Origin of the sequence: Jejubacter calystegiae, from assembly GCF_005671395.1 — a bacterium.
GTDB lineage: Bacteria > Pseudomonadota > Gammaproteobacteria > Enterobacterales > Enterobacteriaceae > Jejubacter > Jejubacter calystegiae.
Window position 1 is genome coordinate 2,848,857 of record NZ_CP040428.1, and the last position, 23,649, is coordinate 2,872,505.

Sequence of the window (23,649 nt, forward strand, 5' to 3'; positions counted from 1 at the left end):
CAATGAATAATCCAGGGAAATACCTTCTGTGGGGAGGGCTTTCACTGCTGGGGGCTTTTGCGCTCGGCTATATCGCCCTGAATCGCGGGGAGCAGATTAACGCGCTATGGATAGTGGTGGCGGCGGTCTGCGTCTATCTGATCGCTTATCGTTTTTATGGCATCTGGATAGCCAGGCGCGTGCTGTCGGTGGATGCCACCCGAATGACGCCTGCGGTGCGCCATAACGATGGCCTTGACTATGTACCGACCGATAAGAAGGTGCTGTTCGGCCACCATTTTGCCGCTATCGCCGGTGCCGGGCCGCTGGTGGGGCCGGTGCTGGCCGCTCAGATGGGCTACCTGCCGGGGATGATATGGATTCTGGCGGGGGTGGTACTGGCCGGTGCGGTGCAGGACTTTATGGTGCTGTTTGTCTCCACTCGCCGCGATGGTCGCTCCCTGGGAGAGCTGGTGAAAGAAGAGATGGGCAACGTCGCGGGGGTTATCGCGCTGGTCTCCTGCTTTATGATCATGGTAATCATTCTGGCGGTGCTGGCAATGATTGTGGTGAAGGCGCTGACCCACAGTCCCTGGGGGACATATACTGTGGCCTTTACCATTCCGCTGGCGATCTTTATGGGGATCTATACCCGCTATCTGCGCCCCGGTCGCATTGGCGAGGTGTCGATTATCGGTCTGGTGCTGCTGATTTTCGCCATTATCTCTGGCGGTTGGGTAGCCGAGAGCGAATATGCCTCCTGGTTTGACTTTACCGGCGTTCAGTTGACCTGGATTCTGGTGGGATACGGCTTTGTGGCGGCGGTACTGCCGGTGTGGCTGCTGCTGGCGCCGCGTGACTACCTTTCGACCTTTCTGAAGATTGGCACCATCGTTGGTCTGGCGATCGGCATTCTGATTATGCGCCCGACCCTGACCATGCCGTCGATCACCAAATTTGTTGACGGTACCGGACCGGTGTGGGCCGGGGATCTGTTCCCGTTCCTGTTTATTACCATTGCCTGCGGCGCGGTTTCCGGCTTCCATGCCCTGATCTCTTCCGGCACCACGCCGAAGATGCTGGCTAACGAAAATCAGGCCTGCCTGATTGGCTATGGCGGTATGCTGATGGAGTCCTTCGTAGCGATTATGGCGCTGGTGGCGGCCTGTATTATCGATCCCGGCGTTTACTTTGCCATGAATAGCCCGATGGCGATGCTGGCACCGGCGGGAACCGTCGATGTAGTGGCTTCTGCGGCTCAGGTGGTGAGTGGTTGGGGCTTTTCGGTGACGCCGGATATTCTGCATCGTATTGCCGAAGAAGTGGGGGAACAGAGCATTATTTCCCGCGCTGGCGGGGCGCCTACCCTGGCGGTAGGCATGGCCTATATTCTGCACGGGGCGCTGGGTGGCCTGATGGATGTCTCCTTCTGGTATCACTTCGCGATTCTGTTTGAGGCGCTGTTTATTCTGACCGCGGTGGATGCCGGTACCCGTGCCGCCCGCTTTATGCTGCAGGATCTGCTGGGAACAATCTCCCCGTCGTTGAAGCGTACCGAATCGCTGCCTGCCAACCTGCTGGCGACCGCGCTGTGCGTGCTGGCCTGGGGTTACTTCCTGCATCAGGGGGTGGTGGATCCGCTGGGCGGCATCAATACCCTGTGGCCGCTGTTTGGTATCGCCAACCAGATGCTGGCGGCGATGGCTCTGCTGCTGTGCGCGGTGGTGCTGTTTAAGATGAAGCGTCAGCGTTATGCCTGGGTGGCGCTGCTACCCACCGCCTGGCTGCTGGTCTGTACCCTGACCGCGGGCTGGCAGAAAGTGTTCAGTACCGATGCCCGGGTCGGTTTCCTGGCGGTGGCCAATAAGTTTCAGGCGATGATCGACAGCGGTAATATCCCGGCCCAGTACACCCAGTCGCAGCTGAGCCAACTGGTGTTTAATAACCGTCTGGACGCCGGTCTGACCCTGTACTTTATGGTGGTGGTCGTGGTGCTGGCGCTATTTTCGCTGAATTGCGCGCGTCAGGCGTTGAAGAGTGAAAGCCCGACGGCGCGTGAAACGCCGTACCAGCCAATGTCGGAAAATGTCGACCAGATCGTGGCCCAGGCGAAAAACGCGCACTAAATATTGTCAAAGCCTCTCCTTCGTGGGAGGCTGGTTCGTTAGGGTGAGAGCACTTCAGAGCGCTCTGGTGAATCTCCTCACCCCGTCCCTCTCCCCAAAGGGGAGAGGGGGCAGTTAGTCACTCGTTTTTCTCCTCTCCCAAAGGGATGAGGGCAAAGGTCCCCGGTTTTTCCCTTTCCCAAAGGGATGAGGGCAAAGGTCACCGGTTTTTTCCCCTCTCCCAAAGGGATGAGGGCAAAGGTCCCCAGTTTTTTCCCCTCTCCCTCTGGGAGAGGGTTAGGGTGAGGGTGGAATATGGAGGTAACAACAGATGTTTGATTCTCTGGCAAAAGCGGGTAAATACCTCGGTCAGGCGGCAAAGCTGATGGTAGGCGTACCCGACTACGATAATTACGTACAGCATATGCGTCTGAACCACCCGGAGCAGACGCCGATGACCTATGAAGAGTTTTTCCGCGATCGCCAGGACGCGCGATACGGCGGTAAAGGCGGCGCGCGCTGCTGCTGATGTGTCGTTTCTGAAGGACCCTGATATGAATGATGTGGTATCGGTCACCATACTGACCGGCTTTCTCGGCGCAGGTAAAACAACCCTGCTCAACTATTTTCTGACCCACCACGGCGACGCCCCCGTCGCGATACTGGAAAACGAATTCGGCGCCGTCAATATCGACGGCGCGCTACTGCGCGGCGGCGACAGCGTGAATGTGGTGGAACTCTCCAACGGCTGCGTTTGCTGTAGCGTGCGCGGTGAATTCAGCGCCGCCCTGAACGAATTGCTGGATAAACGCGCCTGGGGCGATATTCAGTTTGATCGGCTGATTGTCGAAACCACCGGGCTTGCCGATCCCGGGCCGGTGATTCAGACCTTCTTTGTCGATGAGCGACTGCGTGAAGCCATGCGGCTGGATGCGGTGATTGCGCTGACCGATTGCCAGCATGTCCAGCGCCAGCTGGATGAGCATCCGGTGGCGGCGGCCCAGATTGGTTTCGCCGACCGTATTCTGCTGACCAAAGCGGACCTGTGTGACGAGGCGCAGGTCGAGGCGGCGCTGGCGCGTATCCATCGCATTAACAGCAAGGCGGAGATTCTCCACATTACCAACGGCGAATGTCCGGCGGAGCTGTGGCTGGATATCGGCGCTTTTGAACTGAGCGATGCAAATCTGGTCAGCGAAGGGTTTCACATTATTCGCGCCGGTGCCGAACAGCCTCAGCGCTTTATGCCGTTCCGTCAGGCGCCTCAGGGGCAGCGCTCCTGGGATGACGCTATTCAGGCCCATGTGTTCGAAGCCGGAAGGCTGGATCTGAAAAAGATTGGCGCCTTTATGGAGCAGTGCATCGAAACGTACGGCAACGATATGCTGCGTTATAAAGGGGTGCTGGCTATCGCGGATAATTCGCAGCGCCTGGTGGTGCAGGGGGTTCACAAGGTGGTGGGCTTCGACTATGGCGCAGAGTGGGAATCGCCAGACGGCGCCTTTTCCCGGTTGGTGATTATCGGCCGCTATCTGCCGGTTGATGAACTGCGCGCCGGGTTTGCGGCGACAGCGGCGTAATAATAATGCGGTCCCGAAGTCAGTCGGGGCCGCGCTCGTCATTAACTGTACTGGCGGATTCGGGCAATCAGTTCGTCCACGTTGTCCAGCCTGTCGGCCAGCACAATCAGCGTCCGTCCCAGCGTTATCGCGTGGCTGATACAGGCCAGTCGCATCCGCTCATCCTGAATCTCTTCCAGATCCGCCACGTGAGAAAGCCCCACGCTGCGGCGAATAAGTTCGGTACCGCAAAAACCGATGCTGTCGAACCAGACCTTTTGCAGGAAGGCTTCGGCGTAGCCGGGGCTGGCCAGCGTTGCGTCCCGGCTCTTGTCATGGGCCAGAGCCAGAAAGCGCTGGTGGAAGCCGAGCCATAGCGCGCGCAGGTCCAGGAGTCGCTGCTCGCGAACGTCCGCCGCTTCACGGATGCCCAACAGCCCCGGCGCACCGCAGTAGTTCAGCAGCAGGTTGCCCATGGCGGTACCCAAATCAAAGCCTATGGGGCCGAAATAACCGAATTCGGCATCGATGGCTTTCAGGCTGCCGTCGGCCACAAACAGCGAACCGCTGTGAATATCGCCGTGGAGCAGGGCCTCTGCGTGGGTCAGAAAGCGATGCTTAAGGCCCGCGACGGCCACTTTCAGCGCCCGGTCTTCACGCAGTTGTACTACCTCTGATTCCAGCTGTTCAGGGTAGTTATTGCGCGGATGTTCCTGATAGGGATCGTTAAAGAACAGATCCTCGGTGATCTCACACATCGCCGGATTGATAAAATTGGCCACCTGGCGCTTTTTATCGTGGGGCGGCAGCCAGAAATCGCTGGTGTGAAACAGGGTTTGCGCCAGATATTCCGCCAGTTGATCGATGGCCTGAGGGTAGTGACGGCCCTGAATCAGTTCACCACGCCAGATTTGGTGGTCAGAGAGATCTTCCATCACGATGGTGGCAAGTTCAGGATCGTGGTACAGCACTTTCACGGTGTGCCGGGGAGCGTGGCGATAGTGTTCAATTAGGGTCTGGGCTTCAAGCCGCGCCCGATCTGGCGTCAGCGGCCAGGATTCTCCCACGCAGCGCACCCAGGGCAGAGCCTGTTTCACAATAACGCGGCTGATGCCATCACTGTCGAGGATTTTAAATACCAGATTGAGGTTACCGTCGCCGACTTCGCTGGCAGAAACCAGGACCGAAGGATCCGCCAGTCCAGCGTGCTCCCGGGCATAAGCCAGCGCATCTGTGGGGGTAAAGGTGTGATAGTGCGACATGCTTCCAGTCCTCATTCTGTTACCGATACAAAGCCGTTCAGACGTCTATACTTCTGGATTGCATCCTGCCACAATGTGACACATCAACGCAACACGGATTTAACTTTATGCAGACATTACAGACGACCAGCCTGCGGGTAGTGGATAACCGGTTATGGATTCTCGATCAGCAGGCGTTACCTGCCCGCAGCGACTGGCTGGCGGTGGACAGCGTCGATGAGCTGGTGGCCTGTATTCAGGCCCTGAAAGTACGCGGCGCACCGCTGATTGGCCTTTCTGCCAGCCTGCTGCTGGCGCTACTGGCACAGCGTGAGACGCAGCGGGAAGAGCTGGAGAAAGGGCTGGAAACCCTGCGGGCATCAAGACCCACGGCGGTGAATCTGATGAATAATCTGGATCGCATGCGCCTTGCGCTGGCGGCAGATAACTATCGCGATGCGCTGATGCGTGAAGCCCTGGCGCTGGTGGACGAAGACCGTCAGCTGTGCGATCGCATCGCCAGCGCGGGCAGCGAACTGGTGACGCCGGGCAGTCGGTTGCTGACCCACTGCAATACCGGCGGATTAGCCACTGCCGGTGTGGGGACCGCCCTTGGGGTTATCACCCACGCCTGGCGCCAGGGCAAGGTTCAGCAGGTGTGGGTGGATGAAACCCGGCCGCTGCTGCAGGGCGGGCGTCTGACCGCCTGGGAGCTGGGAGAGTTGGGGGTTCCTTACCGGCTGATTTGCGACTCCATGGCGGCGAGCCTGATGGCGAAAGGGGAGGTGGATGCGGTCTGGGTCGGCGCCGATCGTATTGCCGCTAACGGTGATGTCGCCAATAAGATTGGCACTTACGGACTGGCGGTGCTGGCGCGCTGGCACAAAATCCCTTTCTATGTCGCAGCGCCGCGCACCACGCTCGACCCTGACTGCCCGGACGGCGCCGCCATTCCGGTGGAACAGCGTGCAGCGGCAGAAGTCACCGGCGTGGCGGGCAGTTTTGGTTCGGTTCGTTGGGCGCCGGAGCAGGCTGCCGTCTACAACCCGGCCTTTGATGTCACACCGGCGGCGTTGATTAGCGGTTGGGTGCTGGACAGCGGCGTCATTACGCCTCAGGACGTGGCTAACGGCGCGTTGCGCTGAGGCGGAGAGCACGCGACGTTCAGGGCCGAACGTCGCGTTAATGGATTATCCCAGGCGCGGAAAGCGATCGGCGATGTCGTTGCCGGTAAATTTCGCTATCCAGCCTTCGGGATTATCGAAGATACGAATAGCGGTGAAGTTCGGTTCTGGTCCCATATCAAACCAGTGCGGGGTTCCGGCCGGAACCGAGATCAGATCGCCTTTCTCGCACAGTACCTGGTAAATGCGTTGGTCCAGATGCAGGCAGAACAGGCCGCGCCCTTCTACAAAAAAACGCACCTCATCTTCGCCGTGGGTGTGCTCCTGAAGGAACTTTTCGCGCATTTCCGCTTTTTGAGGATGGTCTGCGCGCATGCTGATGACGTCCCAGCTCTGGTAGCCTTTTTCATCCACCAGCCGGTCAATGGCGTGCTGGTAAGCCGCAAGGGTGCTTTCCGGCGTCGGGGCATCGCCCAGGTCGCGGTCGGCACGCCAGCGTTCGAAGCGCACGCCCTGCTGCGCGAGCTGTCCGGCGATGGCCTGGCCTTCGGTACTGTGCCATTCGGGCGTGGTGGCGTTGTGGCTGGCATAGATAGTCAGTGCGCTCATGGCATGTTCTCCGGGGAAATCTGGTCGAATCGCTGGACCTGTGGGTGACGGCTTAAGGGATCCTGTTCGCCGCGAATAAGCTGGATGGTACGCCAGCCGGCCTCCTGTGCGGCATCCAGCTCCTGGTGGATATCGGACAGAAACAGAATTTCATCCGGCGCCAGACCAAGCTGTCCGGCGATGGTGCGGTAGGCGTCGGCTTCCCGTTTGGCGCCCACGTGGGTATCGAACCAGGCGCTGAAGTGTGGGCTGAGATCCCCGGCGCTGCTGTAACCGAACAGTAGCTTCTGGGCCTCTACCGACCCTGAAGAGTAAACCCCCAGAGCGATCCCCTGTGCCTGCCAGCGCATAAGCGCCGGCGGAACATCTTCATAAACGTGGCCCTTAAAATCGCCGTTCAGGTAGCCATCGCGCCAGATCATGCCCTGTAGCGCCTTTAAGACCGTGGATTTGCGATCCTGCGCCATAAAGTCTTCCAGAGTGGCGACAAGCTGGTCGGCGCTGGCTTCGGGCTGATTGATTTCCTGCCGCAGGTCGTCGAGCAGCGAACGCACCGGCTCCCGGGACTGCTGCTGGCTAACGAACTCCGCCATACGCTGGTGGGCCATAGGAAACAGGACATCGTGGACGAAACGAATGTCGCTGGTGGTGCCTTCAATATCGGTCACAATGGCGCGAATCATACTCTCTCCAGCAGTCGGCGCTGCATTTCACAGTGGAACAGAAACTCCAGCCCTTCCAGGTGGCGGCGGGCTTCGTCGACGTTGCGGCCCCAGCAGGTAAGACCGTGACCGCGCAGCAGAAACCCATAGTGCAGGGGATGCTGTTCGCCGTAGCGGCCTATCTGCCCGGCCAGGGCGTCGATATCCTGGTCATTGTCGAACACAGGAATCGCCACGCGCTGCTGGTGACTCTGCTGGCCGCGCAGTGATTTTTGCATTTCATAGCCGGTGAGTTCCAGAACCGGTTCACGGATCACCCGCGACAGCACGGTGGCATTGACGGTATGCACGTGGAGTACCGCGCCCGCTTCGGGCCACAGTCGATAGAGCAGGGTGTGCAGGCCGGTTTCCGCCGAGGGGCGGCCGCCGCAGGGGGCGCGATTGGTGGCGATTTCCACCCGCAGGAAGTCGTCGGCGGTCAGGTTGCCTTTGTCCTTACCGGACTGGCTAATCCAGCAGTGGTCGCTGTCTTCACGCAGTGACATATTACCGCCGGTGGCGGGGGCCCAACCCCGGGCGCCTATCCAGCGGCAGGCATCGACCAGGGCGTTGAGTGGCTGATAAGGCATCGTGGACTCCGTCTCTGTCTGGACGTCTAAGCGTCTTGATTGCCAAATATTAACACCGTGCTATAGTGGCAGCAACATACCTGTTACAAACAGGCCCGTCGAATTGAGCGAAAGGGCAGTATAATGAACAGTATTACCCCTCTTAAACCCCAGAGTCGCCTGCCGGCGCTGGGCACCACAATTTTTACTCAGATGAGCGCGCTGGCGGCTCAGCATCAGGCCATTAATCTTTCTCAGGGATTTCCGGATTTTGACGGACCGCGTTTATTACAGGAACGCCTGGCGCACCACGTAGCGCGTGGCGCCAATCAGTATGCTCCTATGACTGGCGTTCCCGCGCTGCGCGAAGCGATTGCCGATAAGACCCGGGAGCTTTATGGCTGGCAGCCGGATTCCGACGCCGAAGTCACGGTGACCGCGGGCGCTACTGAAGCGCTATTTGCTTCAATTACCGCGCTGGTGCGCCCCGGAGATGAGGTTATCTGCTTTGATCCCAGTTACGACAGCTACGCGCCAGCAGTCCAGTTAGCCGGAGGCGTTCTGAAACGTCTGCCGCTGGTTCCGCCGCATTTCCGGGTAGACTGGCAGGCGTTTCGTGAACTGGTATCGGAACGTACCCGGTTGGTGATTATCAATACCCCACATAACCCGACTGCCACGGTCTGGCACGAGGAGGATTTCGCGGCGCTGTGGCAGGCTATCGCGCCTTATGAGATCTATGTGCTGAGCGACGAAGTCTATGAGCATATCTGCTTCGATCCCCAGGGCCATACCAGCGTGCTGGGACATGCCTCGCTGCGTCAGCGATCTATCGCCGTTTCGTCGTTTGGTAAAACCTTCCATATGACCGGCTGGAAGGTGGGTTACTGCGTGGCGCCGGAAGCACTGAGCGCGGAGGTGCGCAAGGTACATCAGTATCTGACCTTTTCGGTGAATACCCCGGCACAGTTTGCCCTGGCCGATATGCTGCGCGCCGAGCCGGAGCACTATCGCGAACTGCCTGATTTCTATCGCCAGCGGCGCGATGCCTTTGTCCAGGCGCTCGCGCCCGGGCGGCTGGAATTATTACCCTGCGAAGGGACTTACTTCCTGCTGGCGGACTACAGCGCGATTTCAGACAGCGATGACGTGAGCTTCTGCCGCTGGCTGACGACGGAAGTGGGCGTTGCCGCCATTCCGCTTTCGGTATTCTGTGCCGATCCCTTCCCTCACACCCTGATTCGCCTGTGCTTTGCCAAAGGGCCGGAAACCCTGAGTGCCGCCGCGGAGCGTCTGGTGAAGCTCTAGCCTGCCCGATAGTGACGCCGTTGACCAAATTGTCAGCGGTTCACAAATTCGAATGAAATGTCATTTCATCTTTTATCGATCGCAGTTTTGTTGTGCTAATGGTTATTGAGTCACCGACCAATAAGTGGGAGCGACAATGAAAATTAAATCTGCGATCGAAAGGATCCCTGGCGGCATGATGCTGGTGCCGTTACTGCTTGGCGCGCTGCTTAACACCATGGCGCCGGGAACCGGAGAGTATTTTGGTTCCTTCACCAAAGGGATGATCGGCGGTACGGTACCGATACTGGCGGTCTGGTTTTTCTGTATTGGCGCTTCCATTGAACTGCGGGCCACCGGCGTGGTGCTGCGTAAATCCGGAACTCTGGTGATCACCAAGATTGCGACGGCCTGGGGCGTGGCGATGCTCGCCGCCATGGTGATACCGGAGCACGGTATCACCAGCGGTGTCTTTGCCGGGCTGTCGGTGCTGGCGATTGTTTCAGCGATGGACATGACCAACGGCGGCCTGTATGCCAGCCTGATGAACCAGTACGGCACCAAAGAGGAGGCTGGCGCTTTCGTGCTGATGTCGCTGGAGTCCGGCCCGCTGATGACCATGGTCATTCTGGGCTCTGCCGGGTTGGCCACCTTTGAGCCTCAGCACTTTATCGGCGCGGTACTGCCGTTCCTGGTGGGCTTTGTGCTGGGTAATCTGGATAGCGATCTACGAGAATTCTTTGGTAAAGCTACCACGACGCTGATTCCGTTTTTCGGCTTTGCGCTGGGGAATACCATCAATCTGGGTGTGATTCTGGATACCGGTCTGCTCGGTGTGTTTCTGGGGGCTGCGGTGATTGTGATTACCGGAATTCCGCTGATACTGGCGGATCGCTTTATCGGTGGCGGAAACGGTACCGCGGGCATTGCCGCTTCGTCGTCGGCGGGGGCGGCAGTGGCGAACCCGGTGATAATCGCCCAGATGAACCCGGCCTTTGCCCCGATGGCCCAGTCCGCCACGGCGCTGGTGGCGACCAGCGTGATTGTCACATCGGTGCTGGTGCCGGTGATTACCGCGCTCTATGCGCGCCATATGGGGAGCGGGGCCGTGGCAAAGGGTGGGGTGAAGGTTCATTAACCGAAAAAGACGGCATAACGCCGTCTTTTCCTGTCGATGCCGGGAAGCGTTAGCTCCCTATATCGCGCAGCTTCTTGCCGGACATCAGGTTCTTCTCGATGTGCTCCAGGGTGACGTTTTTGGTCTCCGGAATCAGCCAGAAGGTGATGGCGACGAACGCCAGGTTCAGGGCGGTATAGAGCCAGAAAGTACCGGCAGCGCCAATGCTGTCCAGCAGCGTCAGGAAGGTGGCGCCGATAATCATATTGGAGATCCAGTTGGTGGTGGTGGAGCAGGTGACGCCAAAGTCGCGGCACTTCAGGGGCTGGATTTCGGAACAGAGGATCCAAACCACCGGCGCGGCGCTCATGGCATAACCGGCAATGCACATCATGGTCATGCCGACAGAGAGCCAGGATATGCCGGTAGAGAGGTTGCCGTTATCCACCTGCATCAGGCAGTAGCCCAGAATCAGAGTGCCGAGCGCCATCACGGTAAAGCCTATTTTCAGGGCCGGCTTACGACCAGATTGATCGACGGTGAAGACGGCAATAAAGGTGGCCAGCATAAAGGTCAGCCCCACCACGACGGTGGCGATCATCTGTTCCTGATGGCTACTGAAACCCGCCATTTCGAAAATCTTCGGCGCGTAATACATGATGATGTTCATTCCGGTGAACTGCTGCATGGCCTGTAGCAGCATGCCCAGAAACACCGCGCGGCGCACGTTGCGGTTCGATCGGAACAGCGCCCAGCCTCCCTGTTTTACCTTCAGGCTGTCGCGAATCTCTTCCAGCTCTTCGCGGGCCTTTTCCGAGGTGTCGCGCAGCATTCTGAGTACCCGCTCCGCCTGGGCATATTGGCCGTTAGCGGCCAGCCAGCGCGGGCTGTTGGGCAGGAAAATCACCATGGCCAGCAGAACCACCGCCGGCAGAGCCAGCACGCCGAGCATGGCGCGCCAGTTGCCGCTGTAGCTGAGGGCAGTGTCGGACAGGAAGGCGAGCAGGATCCCAAAGGTGACCATCAACTGGTACATACTGATCATCTTGCCGCGGACGTTTTCCGAGGCCATCTCCGACAGATAGAGCGGGGCGGTATAAGAGGCGATACCTACAGCGATACCGAGAACCACACGGGCTATCAGCAGCACTTCAAGATTATGGGCGAAAGCCGAGCCCAGAGAGCCGACAATAAACAGAATGGCCCCTGCCAGCAGACTAAGTTTGCGGCCCAGACGGGCGGAGAGCCAGCCGTTAAACAGAGCCCCGATGGCGGCGCCGAGCATCATGCTGCTGACCACCCACTCCTGCTGATGGCTGTTAAGGGTAAAGTGGTCGGTAATGAAGGGCAGGGCGCCAGCGATAACGCCGATGTCCAGGCCGAACAACAGACCGGCGACAGCGGCCGAAATAGCAACGAACAGGTTCATTCGCCTGGCGCGCCGCTCCTGAGGGGTCTCGATCCTGGGGGTATCACTCACATACGACATACTTCATCTCCGGGGGATTAGGAAAATCTGTTACCCGTTACGGTAAGAGATTGCCTGCGTTAGCCGGGAGGGGGAAAACGGCGTAGAGATGGATGATTCTGCTGTCCAATATGATTTTGTGACCCAGGTTTCACTTCTGTATTCGTGTATGCAAAAGGTGATGTCAGGTATTGTGGGGTATAGCGGCCTGGTATTCATAAAACCTTTTCAATGAGGTGGTTTATTTGATATGGATGATCGAATAACGGGCAGGTGCTGCATGTTTTGGGGGGAAGGGGGGCTGTCGGGAAAAGTCGTTATTCAGAATCTGGCGAGCATTAAAAGCAGGAAAATGGCTATTTATGTAGGCTAACTGGCTTATATTGCGCAATTTTTGCGATATAAAATATGAAAGTCCTTATTCGCCGTCCGGTTATAGTGCTCTCCTATCAGATCTATAGACAATACCTTACGGTTTTCACATTGACCCGTAGCTCCGAGCGGTGGTTAAATCCGGAGGCTGTACTCTGTTTCGCGCCGGGTCAGTAATACACCTGTTGTCGAAGATTCAGACAGGACGGGTGCCAGGGCCACCGCGGGTGGCCCTTTTGCTTTACGCTGGATGGTAAGGCTGCGCGAGCATTCCCTGTTGTTGCCAATGAATTACTGGCTGGCTGATAGATATCGCTTATCAATTCAATAACACAAACGGATTGGATGAAGCGGCAGAGATTCGATACCTTATACCCCATCGAAACCACGGAGGAAGTAATAGATGTCCTTAATTAATACCAAAATCAAACCTTTTAAAGCACAGGCTTTCAAAAACGGTGAATTCGTAGAAGTTACCGAGAAAGACGTTGAAGGTCGCTGGAGCGTCTTCTTCTTCTACCCGGCTGACTTTACCTTTGTTTGCCCGACCGAGCTGGGTGACCTGGCGGATCACTACGATGAATTCCAGAAGCTGGGCGTGGATATCTACTCCGTATCTACCGACACCCACTTCACCCACAAAGCGTGGCACGAGACTTCCGACACCATCGGTAAGATCAAGTACGCAATGCTGGGCGACCAGACCATGGCGCTGTCCCGTAACTTCGAAATCCTGCGTGAAGACGAAGGTCTGGCCAACCGTGGTACCTTCCTGGTTGACCCGAACGGCATCATCCAGGCTGTTGAAGTGACTGCTGAAGGCATCGGCCGTGACGCTACTGACCTGCTGCGTAAAGTGAAAGCGGCTCAGTATGTTGCTTCCCACCCGGGTGAAGTGTGCCCGGCTAAGTGGAAAGAAGGCGAAGCGACTCTGGCTCCGTCTCTGGACCTGGTGGGTAAAATCTAAACCCCCTTTGTCTCTTAGGCCGCGGGTGCGTCCCGCGGTATAAGCGACCCGCGTCTCTTTCATACCGCAGGCGCCCTGAATATCGCTACTGGATTATTCACTACGGTGTGAAACGCGCGTACCTATTCTCGCGGGTGCATTTGCACCCGTTTTTCTTGCCAGCACCAGGGAGATACCATGCTCGACACTACGATGAAAACACAGCTCAAGGCCTATCTTGAGAAACTGACAAAGCCTGTTGAGTTGATTGCCACGCTGGATGACAGCGCACGGTCATCGGAAATCAGGGAACTTCTGGCAGAAATCGCTGAGCTGTCAGACAAAGTCTCTTTTACGGAGCGCAACGATCTGCCGGTTCGTAAACCCTCTTTTCTGATTACCAACCCCGGATCGGAGCAGGGACCGCGTTTTGCGGGTTCGCCGCTCGGCCATGAATTTACCTCACTGGTTCTGGCGCTGCTGTGGACCGGTGGGCATCCGTCTAAAGAGGCGAAAGAGCTGCTGGAGCAGATAGCCGACCTCGACGGTGATTTTGAATTTGAGACTTATTATTCGCTCTCCTGCCACAACTGCCCGGACGTGGTCCAGGCGCTGAACCTGATGGCGGTGCTCAACCCGCGCATCAAACATACGGCCATTGACGGCGGCGCTTATCAGAATGAGATCAGCGAGCGCAACGTGATGGGCGTACCGGCGGTGTTCCTGAACGGTAAAGAGTTCGGTCAGGGGCGTATGACGCTTTCGGAGATCGTCAGCAAGGTGGATACCGGCGCGGAAAAACGCGCGGCGGAGGCCCTGAACCAGCGTGAGGCCTACGATGTGCTGATTGTCGGCTCCGGCCCTGCGGGTGCCGCTGCGGCGATCTATGCGGCCCGTAAAGGGATTCGCACCGGCTTGATGGGCGAGCGTTTCGGCGGTCAGGTTCTGGATACCGTGGACATCGAAAACTACATCTCGGTGCCGAAGACCGAAGGTCAGAAGCTGGCGGGCGCCCTGAAGGCGCACGTTGACGACTACGACGTGGATGTTATCGATACCCAGAGCGCTTCCCGCCTGGTGCCTGCCGCCAACGAAGACGGACTGCACCAGATTGAAACCGCCTCAGGCGCGACGCTGAAGGCGCGCAGCATCATCATCGCCACTGGGGCGAAATGGCGCAATATGAATGTGCCGGGCGAAGATGAGTACCGTACCCGCGGCGTCACCTACTGCCCGCACTGCGACGGCCCGCTGTTTAAAGGCAAACGCGTGGCGGTGATCGGCGGCGGTAACTCCGGCGTGGAAGCGGCAATCGATCTGGCGGGCGTGGTGGATCACGTCACCCTGCTGGAGTTCGCACCGGAAATGAAAGCGGACCAGGTCCTGCAGGATAAAGTTCGCAGCCTGAGCAATGTCGATATTATTCTGAATGCCCAGACCACCGAGGTGAAGGGCGACGGCACTCGCGTGGCGGGTCTTGAATATCAGGATCGCGTCTCCGGTGCCACTCATAGCCTTGAACTGGCCGGGATCTTCGTTCAGATTGGCCTGCTGCCGAATACCAACTGGCTGGAAGGCGCCGTAGAGCGCAACCGTATGGGCGAAATCATCGTTGATGCCCGCGGTGAAACCAGCGTGAAGGGGATCTTCGCTGCAGGGGACTGCACCACCGTGCCGTACAAGCAGATCATTATCGCCACCGGCGAAGGGGCGAAAGCGTCACTCAGCGCCTTTGACTACCTGATCCGCACCAAAACGGCATAATAAAAAAGGCCCTCCCATTGGGAGAGGTTCAAAGACACACACAGCAAAAACACCAGAGGCTACCTGCGGGTAGCCTCTTTTTTTTTACCTGCATCAAAAGGCTAACGCACCACCAGCACAGGAATACGGGCATAGCGGATAATGCTGGCCGCGTTGGAGCCCAGCAGATGAGTAGTGATAGAGGGATTACGGGAGCCAACGACGATGACATCGGCCTGAAGCTCTTTGGCGGCGGCGTTGACCTCGTCGCGCACGTTACCGAAACGGGTTTCGGTAATGACGCGCTCCGGCGCAATATGGAAGTGGCTGGCCAGGGTTTTAAGCTTATCTTCCGCCTCCTGACGCAGGTGATCCTCAAAGCGGCGCATCTCGGAGGCAAAACCGCGGAACATCATAGCGGAAGCATCCGGCATCACGTGTAGCAGGTGAATCCTGCCATCCTGTTGCGCCAGAAATTCGGCGTGGCGAATGGCCTTATCTGATAAATCCATTTCAAAGACATCAACTGGCATCAGGATCGTCTGGTACATAAAGCAACCTCCATTTAATGATAAGATTTTCCTTAATAAAACACGGGTTTTTAGGTTTTTAGTGGGGCAGTAATAAGAAGTGTGACGCAGGCTGGAGTGGGAGAGTGGAAACTGTGAAGGTTTTCACAGGTCGTTAAACAGAAAGAGGATGCCAGGCATCCTCCAGAACGCGGTTCAGCGATGATACTCCCCGGCGGACTCGGGCTGGTATTGCAGCTCCAGCACTTCCAGATGGGTTTCGATGCCGCCCGGCAGCGCCCAGCGAATATGGTCTCCAACCCGCAGCCCAAGCAGTGCGGCACCCACCGGCGCCAGTACCGAAAGCTGGCTGGCGGTATCGGTCAGGTTAGCCGGATAGACCAGGGTACGCAGGTGCTCTTCACCGCTGTTCAGATTGCGGAATTTCACCCGGCTATTCATGGTAACGACATCGGCCGGTATCTCCTCCGGCTTACACATTTGCGCGCGATCGAGTTCGGCATTGAGCGCTTCGGCGACCGGGAGTTCGGCGAACGCGGGCTGTTCCAGCAGCCGATCAATACGTTCCGCGTCGAGTTCGTTAATGATAATTGCAGGTCGGGACATCACAGACTCCATGTTAATCATCCGGCCCTTTGCCGGATATGAGAGACCCCAAAAGAAAACCCTCACCATCGGAGTGATGAGGGTTGACCTGATGATAATAGCGGTGCCCGTTGTGCGAGTACAGTGAACTGCTTCACACTCGGTGCTGTAGGGCTACAGAATCATGCTGCCCAGCGCTGCCAGCAGGAAGGCAATGCTGCCCAGCAGGGTTTCCATAACGGTCCAGGTTTTAAGAGTGGTCTTCTCGTCCATTTCCAGGAAGCGGCCAACCAACCAGAAGCCGGAGTCGTTCACGTGGGAAAGTACGGTAGCACCGCCCGCGATAGCGATAACGATAAAGCACAGATCGAACTCGCTCAGGCCGGTAGCGCTTTGCACCATTGGCGCCACCAGGGCCGCGGTGGTGGTCAGTGCGACCGTCGCAGAGCCCTGCGCCACGCGCAGTGCGGTAGAGATAACAAAGGCCGCCAGAATCACCGGCATGCCGGTATCGGAAAGCACGCCAGCCAGTGCGTCGCCAATGCCGCTGGCGCGCAGTACGCCGCCAAACATACCGCCAGCGCCGGTGACCAGAATGATGCCGCAGATGGGACCAAGGGCGCCGTCACACACTTTTTCAAGATGCTGGCGGCTGTGATCGCGGCTGAAAACCAGCAGGGCGAAGAAGGTGGTGATTAGCAGCGCTACCGGGGTTTTGCCCAGCATACGCAGGAAGTTGACCAGGGTGCTGTCGGCATCGACCCAGCCCAGAACGATGGCGGTACTCAGACCGGTATCGAGGAAAATCAGAACCAGCGGCAGCAGCAGGATCGCCATCACGGTGCCGAAAGAGGGCGGTCGATGGTTAGGATCTGCTTCTACTTCGCCCAGGAAGGAAGTGGGAAGCTTGATGTCGAACTTTTTACCGGCGTACAGGCCATACAGGTAGGCGCCGAGATACCAGGTGGGGATGGCAATCACCAGGCCAACCAGCACCAGCAGACCGATGTTAGCGCCCAGCAGTTCGGAAGCGGCAACCGGGCCCGGATGCGGCGGCACCAGGGCGTGCATTACCGCAAAGGCCCCCGCAGCAGGAAGTGCATATTTCAGGGTGGAGCCGCCAAACTGTTTGGCGACGCTGAAGATAATCGGCAGCATCACGACCAGACCGGCGTCGAAGAAGATCGGGAAGCCGAACATTAGCGAGGCGACGCCCAGCGCCAGCGGCGCACGGTGAGAGCCGAATTTATTGATGAGGGTGTCCGCCAGCACTTTCGCGCCGCCGGAGATTTCAAGCATGCGTCCTATCATCGCGCCCAGACCCACCAGCAATGCAACGCCTGCCAGGGTGCTGCCAAAACCGCTTAGCAGCGTGGGGACGATCTTATCGAATGGGACTTTGGTGACCAGCGCAACGATGATACTGACCAGCGTCAGTGCCAGGAAGGCGTGCACCTTAAAGCGCATAATCAGCACCAGCAGCAGGGCAACCGCGCCAGCGGCAATGCCCAACAGCGTTCCGGCACCATAAGCGTATGTCATTTCCGTCATTGTCTGGTTCCTCTACTTATCAATCCAGGGAAGAGGGCGAGCCGCTCTTTCTGATACCGGTAACATGATACTGGTAACATTCACCAGGCTGTTATAGGAATTGACCACGTTATTTACATTTTGAGATGAGGTTCAAACATTGGAAACAAACTCCCCATCCGGGGGATTGACTCAGCGTAGTTACCAGGGAGCCGTTACGTAAAGGTACAGAAGGGAAAAAACGGGATGGCGTGCGTGCTAATTGATTGAATTTCATGATATACATCACAAAAAAATGTTTGTTCAATGCGCGATTTTCTAAAAAATGAGGTTCGTATCATTATCTGTGGTTTCCGGCAGCGTTGCTGCCGGGGGAAATGAAGGGCTGTGGTTTACTGGCGACGAGCCAGCGGCTGTAACAGCTCACATAATATGGCGCTACGCTGTCGGGGCGTTAGCCATAGCCAGGCCGGAAAACGCCGGGGGAGCGGCTGACGAAGAAACATCGTCTGCATTTCCTGGAGCCATGAGTCGGTTTTGCTCATATTCCATTCCTCTTGCTGGTTTACTTAGCCAGAGTGTGGCGTGGTAAACACGGAACAAAAACGGATGGAATGCTTTTTATTCTTCAGGTTTTATAGGGCCCTGACCCGGCTATGACTCAGAAACCGACGGCATCCAGACGGAAGGTTTTTGCGCAGTTACCCGGATGCGCTCCCGGAGCAAAGCTCTGTGAGCTCAGGGCCTGGTTGATGGCTTCCGCCTTCAGGCCGATCTGCATTTCGGTCAGATAAGCCGGATTTCCGTGACAGGTCAGCTTCACCGCTTTCACGCTCTCTTTACCCCAGCTACGCGCCAGCGCTTCGTTAAATGCCTTGCGGCTGACGATCTTTCCGTAATGACCGGCCAGGAAACGTCCGAAGGCGCTGTCGCGCACCTCCTGATTCAGGCGCACCATGGTGCCGAAATAAGCATTGGGATTAAATCCAAAGCAGGCGCCGTGCTTGGCGAATTCATAGCGTTCCAGACAGGAACTGCCGCCAGCGCCGGGCATCACTTCGCCCAGCTTCTGCGCCATGGTGTCGCTCAGGTCAACCCCTGGGGCGGCGCATTTCCGTGAAGCGCGAGCTTCTGGCATATTGGGAATCGGGCGGGTGGCGCAACCGTAACGCATCCAGCGCCGCTCATCCACGCCGCGTGCCGCGATGGAACGCGGCAGACCGGGCCATAGCCCATGTACCGTCAGCATCTGTGCGCCGTTTTCCGGGGAGTCCTGCTCCCGGCATTCGGCGGGAAGTTTGCGATTGCGTTCATGCATGCTCTGACAAAAGCCGCTCTGCCAGGAGAGCGCCAGCACGTAGCGGTCGAAGTCGTCATACTGCGTTGCCTTCAATGGTTCGGCATGGGCATAACCGCTGGCAAGCGTGCCAGTCAGCAGCGCGTAAGCTATCCAGTTTTTCATGTGATTTCCGATGGTTCGCGTTATATCCGCGTTATTTAACCACAAAAAGGGGACCCGCAGGTCCCCTTCGCGTGTGAGTGTGCCCGCGTCAGCTGGCAGGCATCAATACTTCAGTGGCGATAATCACTACCAGCAGGCCGACCAGTACTGGCACCGAGGTGCGTTTAACCACTTCGAACGGCGAGATCTTCGCCATGCCTGCTACCGCGACGACCACGCCGGAAACCGGAGAGATGGTCCGCCCGAGGTTAGAGGCCTGCAGCATCGGAATCACCAGGTACCCCGGATTCACGCCCGACTGAGCGGCCAGTTTAGGGATCAGCTCTGCGAAAGCATAAAAAGGGGCATTACCGGAACCCGTGGTCATCGCCGCCAGCATGGTCAGAATCACCAGTACCAGCATCAGGACGATACTGGCGGAACCAAAGGAGGTTGCGATAGAGATCAGGCTCTGGATAAAACCGATGGCGCTTAGCCCCTGGGCAAAGACCCCGGCGGCGACCAGCAGCATGACCACGGTCGCGAAAGCGTCCGCCATACCGCGCCAGGCAACCTCCAGCCCTTCAAATACGCTGCGGGTATTAAAGCTGCGCAGGAATTCGATGATGGCCGTTAGCAGAATACACATCACCAGCAGCGTAATAATATGCAGCTGCGGGCCCCATTTCCCGTCGAAAATCAGTACCGCAATGACCGGGGAGAAGGGTAGGATGGCGTAAAAAGCAGGAACTTTGGTCTGGATTTCGCTGACGTCCAACATTTCGGTGTTGATATGCTCTTTTTTATCCAGCCAGCGCTGCCAGAAATAGTGTGCGATGCCCATGCAGACAATGGCGGCGATGGAGATCGGCAGAGTGGTTTTAAAGGCGAAATCGACCAGCGGCATATCGGCAACCCTGGCGGCCAGAACTACATCGCCAGAGGTGGGGGACAGAATAATCGCTGCCGGTGAGGCGCAGATAGCGGCGGCTGCGCCGCGGCTGATGCCGACGTTGACCATGACCGGAAACAGGGTTGCCATCAGTAGCACCCCCAGCCCGGTGGCGGAGGAGACCGCCAGTGACATCAGGCAGGCAAGGAAGTAAGCCACCACCATCAGCAGATGGGGCGAGTTGATGTACTGTAACGGGCGGGAAGCCAGCTTTACCACCATATCGTTAGCGCCGATATGAGTCATATAGGCCGCAAAACCGCACAGCATCATGATCATCATACCGAGATCGCCACCGCGGCTCATCAGCAGGACTTTGACATATTCCAGAATATCCGTGGCGCTGTAGCCGGTGCTTTGGGTACCGGCAGGCAGAACCGGATGGCCCATAATGGCGCTGGCGATTAGCAGTATCAGGCCACCGAGCAGCAATACGCCAGTGGCGGAATAACCTTTTATGATGTACCAGGCCACGCCGATAATAACCGCGGCTCCAAATAACAGCTCAAATATCGTTAACATAATTTTCCCAGCGGGCCGGTATTAATCCGGCGTGACATATTAGCGGTGAAAACAAATACCTATGGCAGGCGCTGAGACAAGCTTCAGGCCTGATAGTCAATGTTCTGGGGCTGAATGACGCACGCACACGGCGAGCGCAAGTCTAAAGATAGCCATTTTGACGGTAGCTGGGGGAAATACAAAATAAATTCCTGGCATTTTTCACACAGAGTGAGCCAACGCAATAACTGGCGGAGAGAATGTAAAAAAACTGTGAGTTATTGCTTAATAATCAGTCAGTTTGTGGGTAAAGAAAAGCCAGGTGATGCCAGGCTTATAGTCGCCTGAGCCATCCGGGGAAGGCGATTCTGTTTATGAAGTGAATGAATATCGCCTGTTTTTCTGAGCATTTCCCCAGAGATTATTAGGATATGTCCTGAGTAGCGGGTCTTTTCATAGACGCTATGGCGGCCTGGCAAATAAAATAATGGATAGCCCTGGTGACAGGCATTTAGCTTTCATTCAGCTAGACTTGCTTATCATGTCACCGATCTCTGAATGTGGTAGATGAAAACGTGAAATCATTACGCAACTATTTTATTTTTTTTATTGCGGCAGTGGGCCCATTATTCATTAGCGCAACGGCACTGGCACAGGACGGCGGCAAAGGGTGGTTTGACACCTTTACCGATAATGTCTCCCAGACCTGGCATGAGCCTGAGCACTATGACCTCTATATTCCTGCCATTACCTGGCACGCGCGTTTTGCTTACGACAAGGACAAGACCGATGAGTACAACGAACGTCCGTGGGGGGCAGGGATCGGGCAATCCCGCTGGGATGAAAAAGGCAACTGGCACGGTCTTTACGTCATGGCCTTTAAGGATTCCTATAATAAATGGGAGCCGATCGCCGGTTACGGCTGGGAAGCCACCTGGCGTCCGCTGGCGGACGATAACTTCCACCTTGGGCTCGGCTATACGGCGGGCGTAACGGCGCGCGATAACTGGAAGTACATTCCTATTCCGCTGGTATTGCCGCTGGCGTCCATCGGTTATGGTCCTGCGACTTTCCAGATGACCTACATTCCTGGCACCTATAACAACGGTAACGTCTACTTCGCCTGGTTCCGCTTTCAGTTTTGAGTAAAAACGAGGTAATGGCAGTGAGGGGGTTACCTCGTTTAAAAACAAGCAATAAGGGTGGCTGTACTAAAAAGTTAGCGACTTTTATCACTTTTTATCAAAGTTCGACTGGACAAAAGCCACCACAATTGATGTACTGGTACCCGACACGGTATTTGTGTCGTTTTTTCATGTAAAGGTAATTTTGATGTCTAAGATTAAAGGTAACGTTAAGTGGTTTAATGAATCCAAAGGATTCGGTTTCATTACTCCGGAAGATGGCAGCAAAGACGTGTTTGTACACTTCTCCGCTATCCAGAGCAACGGTTTCAAAACTCTGGCTGAAGGTCAGCGCGTAGAGTTCGAAATCACTGACGGTGCCAAAGGCCCTTCTGCCGCTAACGTAATCGCTCTGTAAGTTAGCAGTCAGACAGAATTGTAAAACCCGCCCTAAAGGCGGGTTTTTTTTATGCCTTTTTGCTACCAGCTAATCAGATAGCCGTAAAGAAACCAGCATACAATGGCAATACTGGCACCCACGGCAACCAGGCCGTTTAGCCGCGCTTTCATCGCTGTATTCCCTCAGGCATGGGATGAAGCGGCAGAAAACAGCCAGAAGGCAATGGCCGTCATCAGAAAAGAGCCCAGTAGATTAACCAGCACGTTCAGGGCTGCCCAACCCAGACGCCCTTCCTGTAGCAGAAATACCACTTCGGACGAAAAGGTTGAAAAAGTGGTCAGACCGCCACAAAAGCCGGTTGTAATCAGCAGCTTCCACATGGGATCGATCTGGGTCATACGGCTGAACCAGGCCAGCCCTGCACCAATAATAAAAGCTCCCACCAGGTTGGCTGTCAGGGTACCGACAGGAATGGCGCTATGCACCGGATTCAACCGCATGCTCAGCATCCAGCGCAGCAGGCTGCCGATTCCCCCGCCGATAAATACGGCTAATGACATCTGTAACACACACACTTCCCGTAAATATGACTAAAGTAGTGAGAGTGTAGCGCCGTCAGGGGGCTAACGGGAAGTTTGCAATACAAAAACCGGGGGAGCGATGAAGGTAGCGGTTGGTCAATTTGCGGTAACACCAGACGTTGAAGCGAATCTGGCGGCCTGCTGTGGCTGGATGGCGCAGGCTGATGCACAGCAGGTGGATCTTCTGGTGTTGCCAGAGGCGGTACTGGCCCGTAGCGACAGCGATAGCAGTCTGGCGGTAAAGGCGGCGCAGCCGCTGGAAGGGCCCTTTGTTAGCGGGCTACTGGCGGCAGGGCGGGGCTCATCGCTGACTACGGTACTGACCCTGCATGTGCCGACCGGGAACGGGCGTGCCGCGAATACGCTGGTGGCGCTGCGTAACGGTGAGATTGTGGCAAGCTACCAGAAACTCCATCTTTACGATGCCTTTAAGATACAGGAATCTCTGCAGGTGGATGCCGGTCATAGCGTGGCGCCGCTCATTGAGGTGGCGGGCATGAAGGTGGGACTGCTGACCTGCTACGATTTACGCTTTCCCGAACTGGCGATGAGTCTGGCGCTGGCCGGAGCACAGGTGCTGGCGCTACCGGCGGCCTGGGTGCGCGGTGGCCATAAAGAGCGTCACTGGGAACTTTTGCTGGCTGCACGAGCGCTGGATACCACCTGTTATGTGGCGGCGGCAGATGAGTGTGGTGCCCGCAATATTGGGCTGAGTCGGGTCGTGGACCCGTTAGGGGTGACGCTGGCAGGTCTTGGCGAGCAGCCGGGCATGGTGTGCGCCAGCCTGAGCCAGGAACGGCTGGCGGAAGTGCGTGCCAGCCTGCCGGTCCTGGCTAACCGCCGCTTTGCTGCCCCCCGGTTGGTATAATTTTCGTCGTCTGGCTTGATTCACCCTGTTACAGATTGCTATTGTGTCGCGGCGAATAATGACCGTTAATAACCTCAGGTTTTTTTCGGTTAGTTTTGAATTAAGAAGGTAACTATGGGCGAGATTAGCATTACCAAGCTGCTGGTGGTCGGTGTACTGATCGTATTACTGTTTGGTACTAAGAAGTTACGCACCCTGGGCGGCGATCTCGGAGCGGCCATTAAGGGATTTAAGAAGGCCATGAATGACGATGAGAAGCCCGCTGCGAACAACGAAGCGTCGGCAGAGCGACTCTCTCATAAAGAGTAATTTCCGGG

At 56.8% G+C, this 23,649-nt stretch carries 24 protein-coding genes; 12 read left to right on the forward strand and 12 right to left on the reverse strand.

Features of this window, described 5'->3' with window-relative positions; genetic code table 11:
* The first annotated feature begins 2 nt into the window (after positions 1-2).
* The 3 genes from cstA to FEM41_RS12980 all read left to right on the forward strand — a co-directional run bounded on the left by cstA (position 3) and on the right by FEM41_RS12980 (position 3,664).
* A complete protein-coding gene (cstA, locus tag FEM41_RS12970; RefSeq protein WP_138096371.1) occupies positions 3-2,105 on the forward strand; it encodes a pyruvate/proton symporter CstA in 2,103 nt (700 codons plus the stop codon).
* A 310-nt stretch (positions 2,106-2,415) separates the two neighbouring features.
* Complete coding sequence (locus tag FEM41_RS12975; protein ID WP_138096372.1) at positions 2,416-2,613, forward strand: YbdD/YjiX family protein; 198 nt, start codon at positions 2,416-2,418, stop codon at positions 2,611-2,613.
* A gap of 25 nt (positions 2,614-2,638) precedes the next feature.
* Positions 2,639-3,664, forward strand: coding sequence for a CobW family GTP-binding protein (locus FEM41_RS12980; protein ID WP_138096373.1), 1,026 nt, complete (start codon positions 2,639-2,641; stop codon positions 3,662-3,664).
* Between the two features lie 41 nt (positions 3,665-3,705).
* On the opposite strand, the gene mtnK is transcribed toward FEM41_RS12980, so the two are convergent.
* On the reverse strand, positions 3,706-4,905 hold the full coding sequence (gene mtnK / locus FEM41_RS12985) for an S-methyl-5-thioribose kinase (RefSeq protein ID WP_138096374.1): 1,200 nt from the start codon (positions 4,903-4,905) through the stop codon (positions 3,706-3,708).
* Positions 4,906-5,012: 107 nt separating this feature from the next.
* Between mtnK and mtnA the strand changes: the two genes are divergently transcribed.
* Positions 5,013-6,029, forward strand: coding sequence for an S-methyl-5-thioribose-1-phosphate isomerase (gene mtnA, locus FEM41_RS12990; protein ID WP_138096375.1), 1,017 nt, complete (start codon positions 5,013-5,015; stop codon positions 6,027-6,029).
* Positions 6,030-6,074: 45 nt separating this feature from the next.
* Here mtnA and FEM41_RS12995 read toward each other — a convergent pair whose 3' ends face one another.
* The 3 genes from FEM41_RS12995 to FEM41_RS13005 are packed head-to-tail and all read right to left on the reverse strand — an operon-like array spanning position 6,075 to position 7,908.
* The gene (locus FEM41_RS12995; protein WP_138096376.1) at positions 6,075-6,617 is read right to left on the reverse strand and encodes a 1,2-dihydroxy-3-keto-5-methylthiopentene dioxygenase; all 543 of its coding nucleotides are present in this window, start codon (positions 6,615-6,617) and stop codon (positions 6,075-6,077) included.
* Positions 6,614-7,300, reverse strand: a complete 687-nt coding sequence (mtnC, locus tag FEM41_RS13000; protein WP_138096377.1) for an acireductone synthase — start codon at positions 7,298-7,300, stop codon at positions 6,614-6,616. Before mtnC ends, FEM41_RS12995 begins: the two co-directional genes overlap by 4 nt.
* Positions 7,297-7,908: a methylthioribulose 1-phosphate dehydratase gene (locus tag FEM41_RS13005; protein WP_138096378.1), complete on the reverse strand. Its 612-nt coding sequence runs from the start codon at positions 7,906-7,908 to the stop codon at positions 7,297-7,299. The genes mtnC and FEM41_RS13005 overlap by 4 nt, the downstream gene beginning before the upstream one ends.
* Positions 7,909-8,031: 123 nt before the next feature.
* Here FEM41_RS13005 and FEM41_RS13010 point away from each other — a divergent pair, with 123 nt between their 5' ends.
* Complete coding sequence (locus tag FEM41_RS13010) at positions 8,032-9,195, forward strand: pyridoxal phosphate-dependent aminotransferase (RefSeq protein ID WP_138096379.1); 1,164 nt, start codon at positions 8,032-8,034, stop codon at positions 9,193-9,195.
* A 136-nt stretch (positions 9,196-9,331) separates the two neighbouring features.
* A complete protein-coding gene (gene kdgT, locus FEM41_RS13015) occupies positions 9,332-10,312 on the forward strand; it encodes a 2-keto-3-deoxygluconate transporter (RefSeq protein ID WP_138096380.1) in 981 nt (326 codons plus the stop codon).
* A gap of 49 nt (positions 10,313-10,361) precedes the next feature.
* Here kdgT and FEM41_RS13020 read toward each other — a convergent pair whose 3' ends face one another.
* Complete coding sequence (locus FEM41_RS13020) at positions 10,362-11,780, reverse strand: sugar porter family MFS transporter (protein ID WP_138096381.1); 1,419 nt, start codon at positions 11,778-11,780, stop codon at positions 10,362-10,364.
* A 754-nt stretch (positions 11,781-12,534) separates the two neighbouring features.
* On the opposite strand from FEM41_RS13020, the gene ahpC reads away from it, so the two are divergent.
* Together ahpC and ahpF are read left to right on the forward strand one after the other, a co-directional pair.
* Positions 12,535-13,098 carry an alkyl hydroperoxide reductase subunit C gene (gene ahpC / locus FEM41_RS13025; RefSeq protein WP_138096382.1) on the forward strand — a complete coding sequence of 188 codons (564 nt, stop codon included), beginning with the start codon at positions 12,535-12,537 and terminating at the stop codon, positions 13,096-13,098.
* Between the two features lie 177 nt (positions 13,099-13,275).
* A complete protein-coding gene (ahpF, locus tag FEM41_RS13030) occupies positions 13,276-14,841 on the forward strand; it encodes an alkyl hydroperoxide reductase subunit F (RefSeq protein ID WP_138096383.1) in 1,566 nt (521 codons plus the stop codon).
* 101 nt (positions 14,842-14,942) lie between these two features.
* Here the strand turns inward: ahpF and uspG are convergent, their stop codons facing one another.
* From uspG to dcuC, 6 genes are all read right to left on the reverse strand, one after another.
* Complete coding sequence (gene uspG, locus FEM41_RS13035; RefSeq protein WP_138096384.1) at positions 14,943-15,371, reverse strand: universal stress protein UspG; 429 nt, start codon at positions 15,369-15,371, stop codon at positions 14,943-14,945.
* Positions 15,372-15,545: 174 nt separating this feature from the next.
* Complete coding sequence (gene rnk, locus FEM41_RS13040) at positions 15,546-15,956, reverse strand: nucleoside diphosphate kinase regulator (protein WP_138096385.1); 411 nt, start codon at positions 15,954-15,956, stop codon at positions 15,546-15,548.
* Between the two features lie 153 nt (positions 15,957-16,109).
* The gene (locus FEM41_RS13045) at positions 16,110-17,486 is read right to left on the reverse strand and encodes a GntP family permease (RefSeq protein WP_138096386.1); all 1,377 of its coding nucleotides are present in this window, start codon (positions 17,484-17,486) and stop codon (positions 16,110-16,112) included.
* Between the two features lie 371 nt (positions 17,487-17,857).
* Positions 17,858-18,010 carry a hypothetical protein gene (locus tag FEM41_RS24540; protein ID WP_168198798.1) on the reverse strand — a complete coding sequence of 51 codons (153 nt, stop codon included), beginning with the start codon at positions 18,008-18,010 and terminating at the stop codon, positions 17,858-17,860.
* Positions 18,011-18,126: 116 nt separating this feature from the next.
* Positions 18,127-18,927, reverse strand: coding sequence for a ribonuclease I (gene rna / locus FEM41_RS13050; RefSeq protein ID WP_138096387.1), 801 nt, complete (start codon positions 18,925-18,927; stop codon positions 18,127-18,129).
* Between the two features lie 88 nt (positions 18,928-19,015).
* Positions 19,016-20,380, reverse strand: coding sequence for an anaerobic C4-dicarboxylate transporter DcuC (gene dcuC / locus FEM41_RS13055; RefSeq protein ID WP_138096388.1), 1,365 nt, complete (start codon positions 20,378-20,380; stop codon positions 19,016-19,018).
* Between the two features lie 587 nt (positions 20,381-20,967).
* Here dcuC and pagP point away from each other — a divergent pair.
* Together pagP and cspE are read left to right on the forward strand one after the other, a co-directional pair.
* Positions 20,968-21,504 carry a lipid IV(A) palmitoyltransferase PagP gene (gene pagP, locus FEM41_RS13060; RefSeq protein WP_338324518.1) on the forward strand — a complete coding sequence of 179 codons (537 nt, stop codon included), beginning with the start codon at positions 20,968-20,970 and terminating at the stop codon, positions 21,502-21,504.
* Positions 21,505-21,691: 187 nt separating this feature from the next.
* Positions 21,692-21,901 carry a transcription antiterminator/RNA stability regulator CspE gene (gene cspE, locus FEM41_RS13065; RefSeq protein WP_038627478.1) on the forward strand — a complete coding sequence of 70 codons (210 nt, stop codon included), beginning with the start codon at positions 21,692-21,694 and terminating at the stop codon, positions 21,899-21,901.
* Positions 21,902-22,065: 164 nt separating this feature from the next.
* On the opposite strand, the gene crcB is transcribed toward cspE, so the two are convergent.
* Positions 22,066-22,452, reverse strand: coding sequence for a fluoride efflux transporter CrcB (crcB, locus tag FEM41_RS13070; protein ID WP_138096390.1), 387 nt, complete (start codon positions 22,450-22,452; stop codon positions 22,066-22,068).
* Between the two features lie 91 nt (positions 22,453-22,543).
* On the opposite strand from crcB, the gene FEM41_RS13075 reads away from it, so the two are divergent.
* Together FEM41_RS13075 and tatE are read left to right on the forward strand one after the other, a co-directional pair.
* The gene (locus tag FEM41_RS13075) at positions 22,544-23,332 is read left to right on the forward strand and encodes a deaminated glutathione amidase (RefSeq protein WP_138096391.1); all 789 of its coding nucleotides are present in this window, start codon (positions 22,544-22,546) and stop codon (positions 23,330-23,332) included.
* Between the two features lie 114 nt (positions 23,333-23,446).
* Entirely contained in the window at positions 23,447-23,641 is a 195-nt protein-coding gene (gene tatE / locus FEM41_RS13080) for a twin-arginine translocase subunit TatE (RefSeq protein WP_138096392.1), read from the forward strand.
* The last annotated feature ends 8 nt before the right edge of the window (positions 23,642-23,649 follow it).

Coding starts and splice junctions, on each gene's coding strand:
- rna (WP_138096387.1), bottom strand. CDS start 18,927: ATGAAAAACTGGATAGCTTACGCGCTGCTGACTGGCACGCTTGCCAGC.
- uspG (WP_138096384.1), bottom strand. CDS start 15,371: ATGTACCAGACGATCCTGATGCCAGTTGATGTCTTTGAAATGGATTTA.
- mtnC (WP_138096377.1), bottom strand. CDS start 7,300: ATGATTCGCGCCATTGTGACCGATATTGAAGGCACCACCAGCGACATT.
- FEM41_RS12975 (WP_138096372.1), top strand. CDS start 2,416: ATGTTTGATTCTCTGGCAAAAGCGGGTAAATACCTCGGTCAGGCGGCA.
- FEM41_RS13045 (WP_138096386.1), bottom strand. CDS start 17,486: ATGACGGAAATGACATACGCTTATGGTGCCGGAACGCTGTTGGGCATT.
- FEM41_RS12980 (WP_138096373.1), top strand. CDS start 2,639: ATGAATGATGTGGTATCGGTCACCATACTGACCGGCTTTCTCGGCGCA.
- tatE (WP_138096392.1), top strand. CDS start 23,447: ATGGGCGAGATTAGCATTACCAAGCTGCTGGTGGTCGGTGTACTGATC.
- cspE (WP_038627478.1), top strand. CDS start 21,692: ATGTCTAAGATTAAAGGTAACGTTAAGTGGTTTAATGAATCCAAAGGA.
- FEM41_RS13020 (WP_138096381.1), bottom strand. CDS start 11,780: ATGTCGTATGTGAGTGATACCCCCAGGATCGAGACCCCTCAGGAGCGG.
- kdgT (WP_138096380.1), top strand. CDS start 9,332: ATGAAAATTAAATCTGCGATCGAAAGGATCCCTGGCGGCATGATGCTG.
- FEM41_RS13010 (WP_138096379.1), top strand. CDS start 8,032: ATGAACAGTATTACCCCTCTTAAACCCCAGAGTCGCCTGCCGGCGCTG.
- ahpF (WP_138096383.1), top strand. CDS start 13,276: ATGCTCGACACTACGATGAAAACACAGCTCAAGGCCTATCTTGAGAAA.
- dcuC (WP_138096388.1), bottom strand. CDS start 20,380: ATGTTAACGATATTTGAGCTGTTATTTGGAGCCGCGGTTATTATCGGC.
- FEM41_RS13005 (WP_138096378.1), bottom strand. CDS start 7,908: ATGCCTTATCAGCCACTCAACGCCCTGGTCGATGCCTGCCGCTGGATA.
- FEM41_RS12995 (WP_138096376.1), bottom strand. CDS start 6,617: ATGAGCGCACTGACTATCTATGCCAGCCACAACGCCACCACGCCCGAA.
- mtnA (WP_138096375.1), top strand. CDS start 5,013: ATGCAGACATTACAGACGACCAGCCTGCGGGTAGTGGATAACCGGTTA.
- FEM41_RS24540 (WP_168198798.1), bottom strand. CDS start 18,010: ATGAGCAAAACCGACTCATGGCTCCAGGAAATGCAGACGATGTTTCTT.
- cstA (WP_138096371.1), top strand. CDS start 3: ATGAATAATCCAGGGAAATACCTTCTGTGGGGAGGGCTTTCACTGCTG.
- ahpC (WP_138096382.1), top strand. CDS start 12,535: ATGTCCTTAATTAATACCAAAATCAAACCTTTTAAAGCACAGGCTTTC.
- rnk (WP_138096385.1), bottom strand. CDS start 15,956: ATGTCCCGACCTGCAATTATCATTAACGAACTCGACGCGGAACGTATT.
- FEM41_RS13075 (WP_138096391.1), top strand. CDS start 22,544: ATGAAGGTAGCGGTTGGTCAATTTGCGGTAACACCAGACGTTGAAGCG.
- mtnK (WP_138096374.1), bottom strand. CDS start 4,905: ATGTCGCACTATCACACCTTTACCCCCACAGATGCGCTGGCTTATGCC.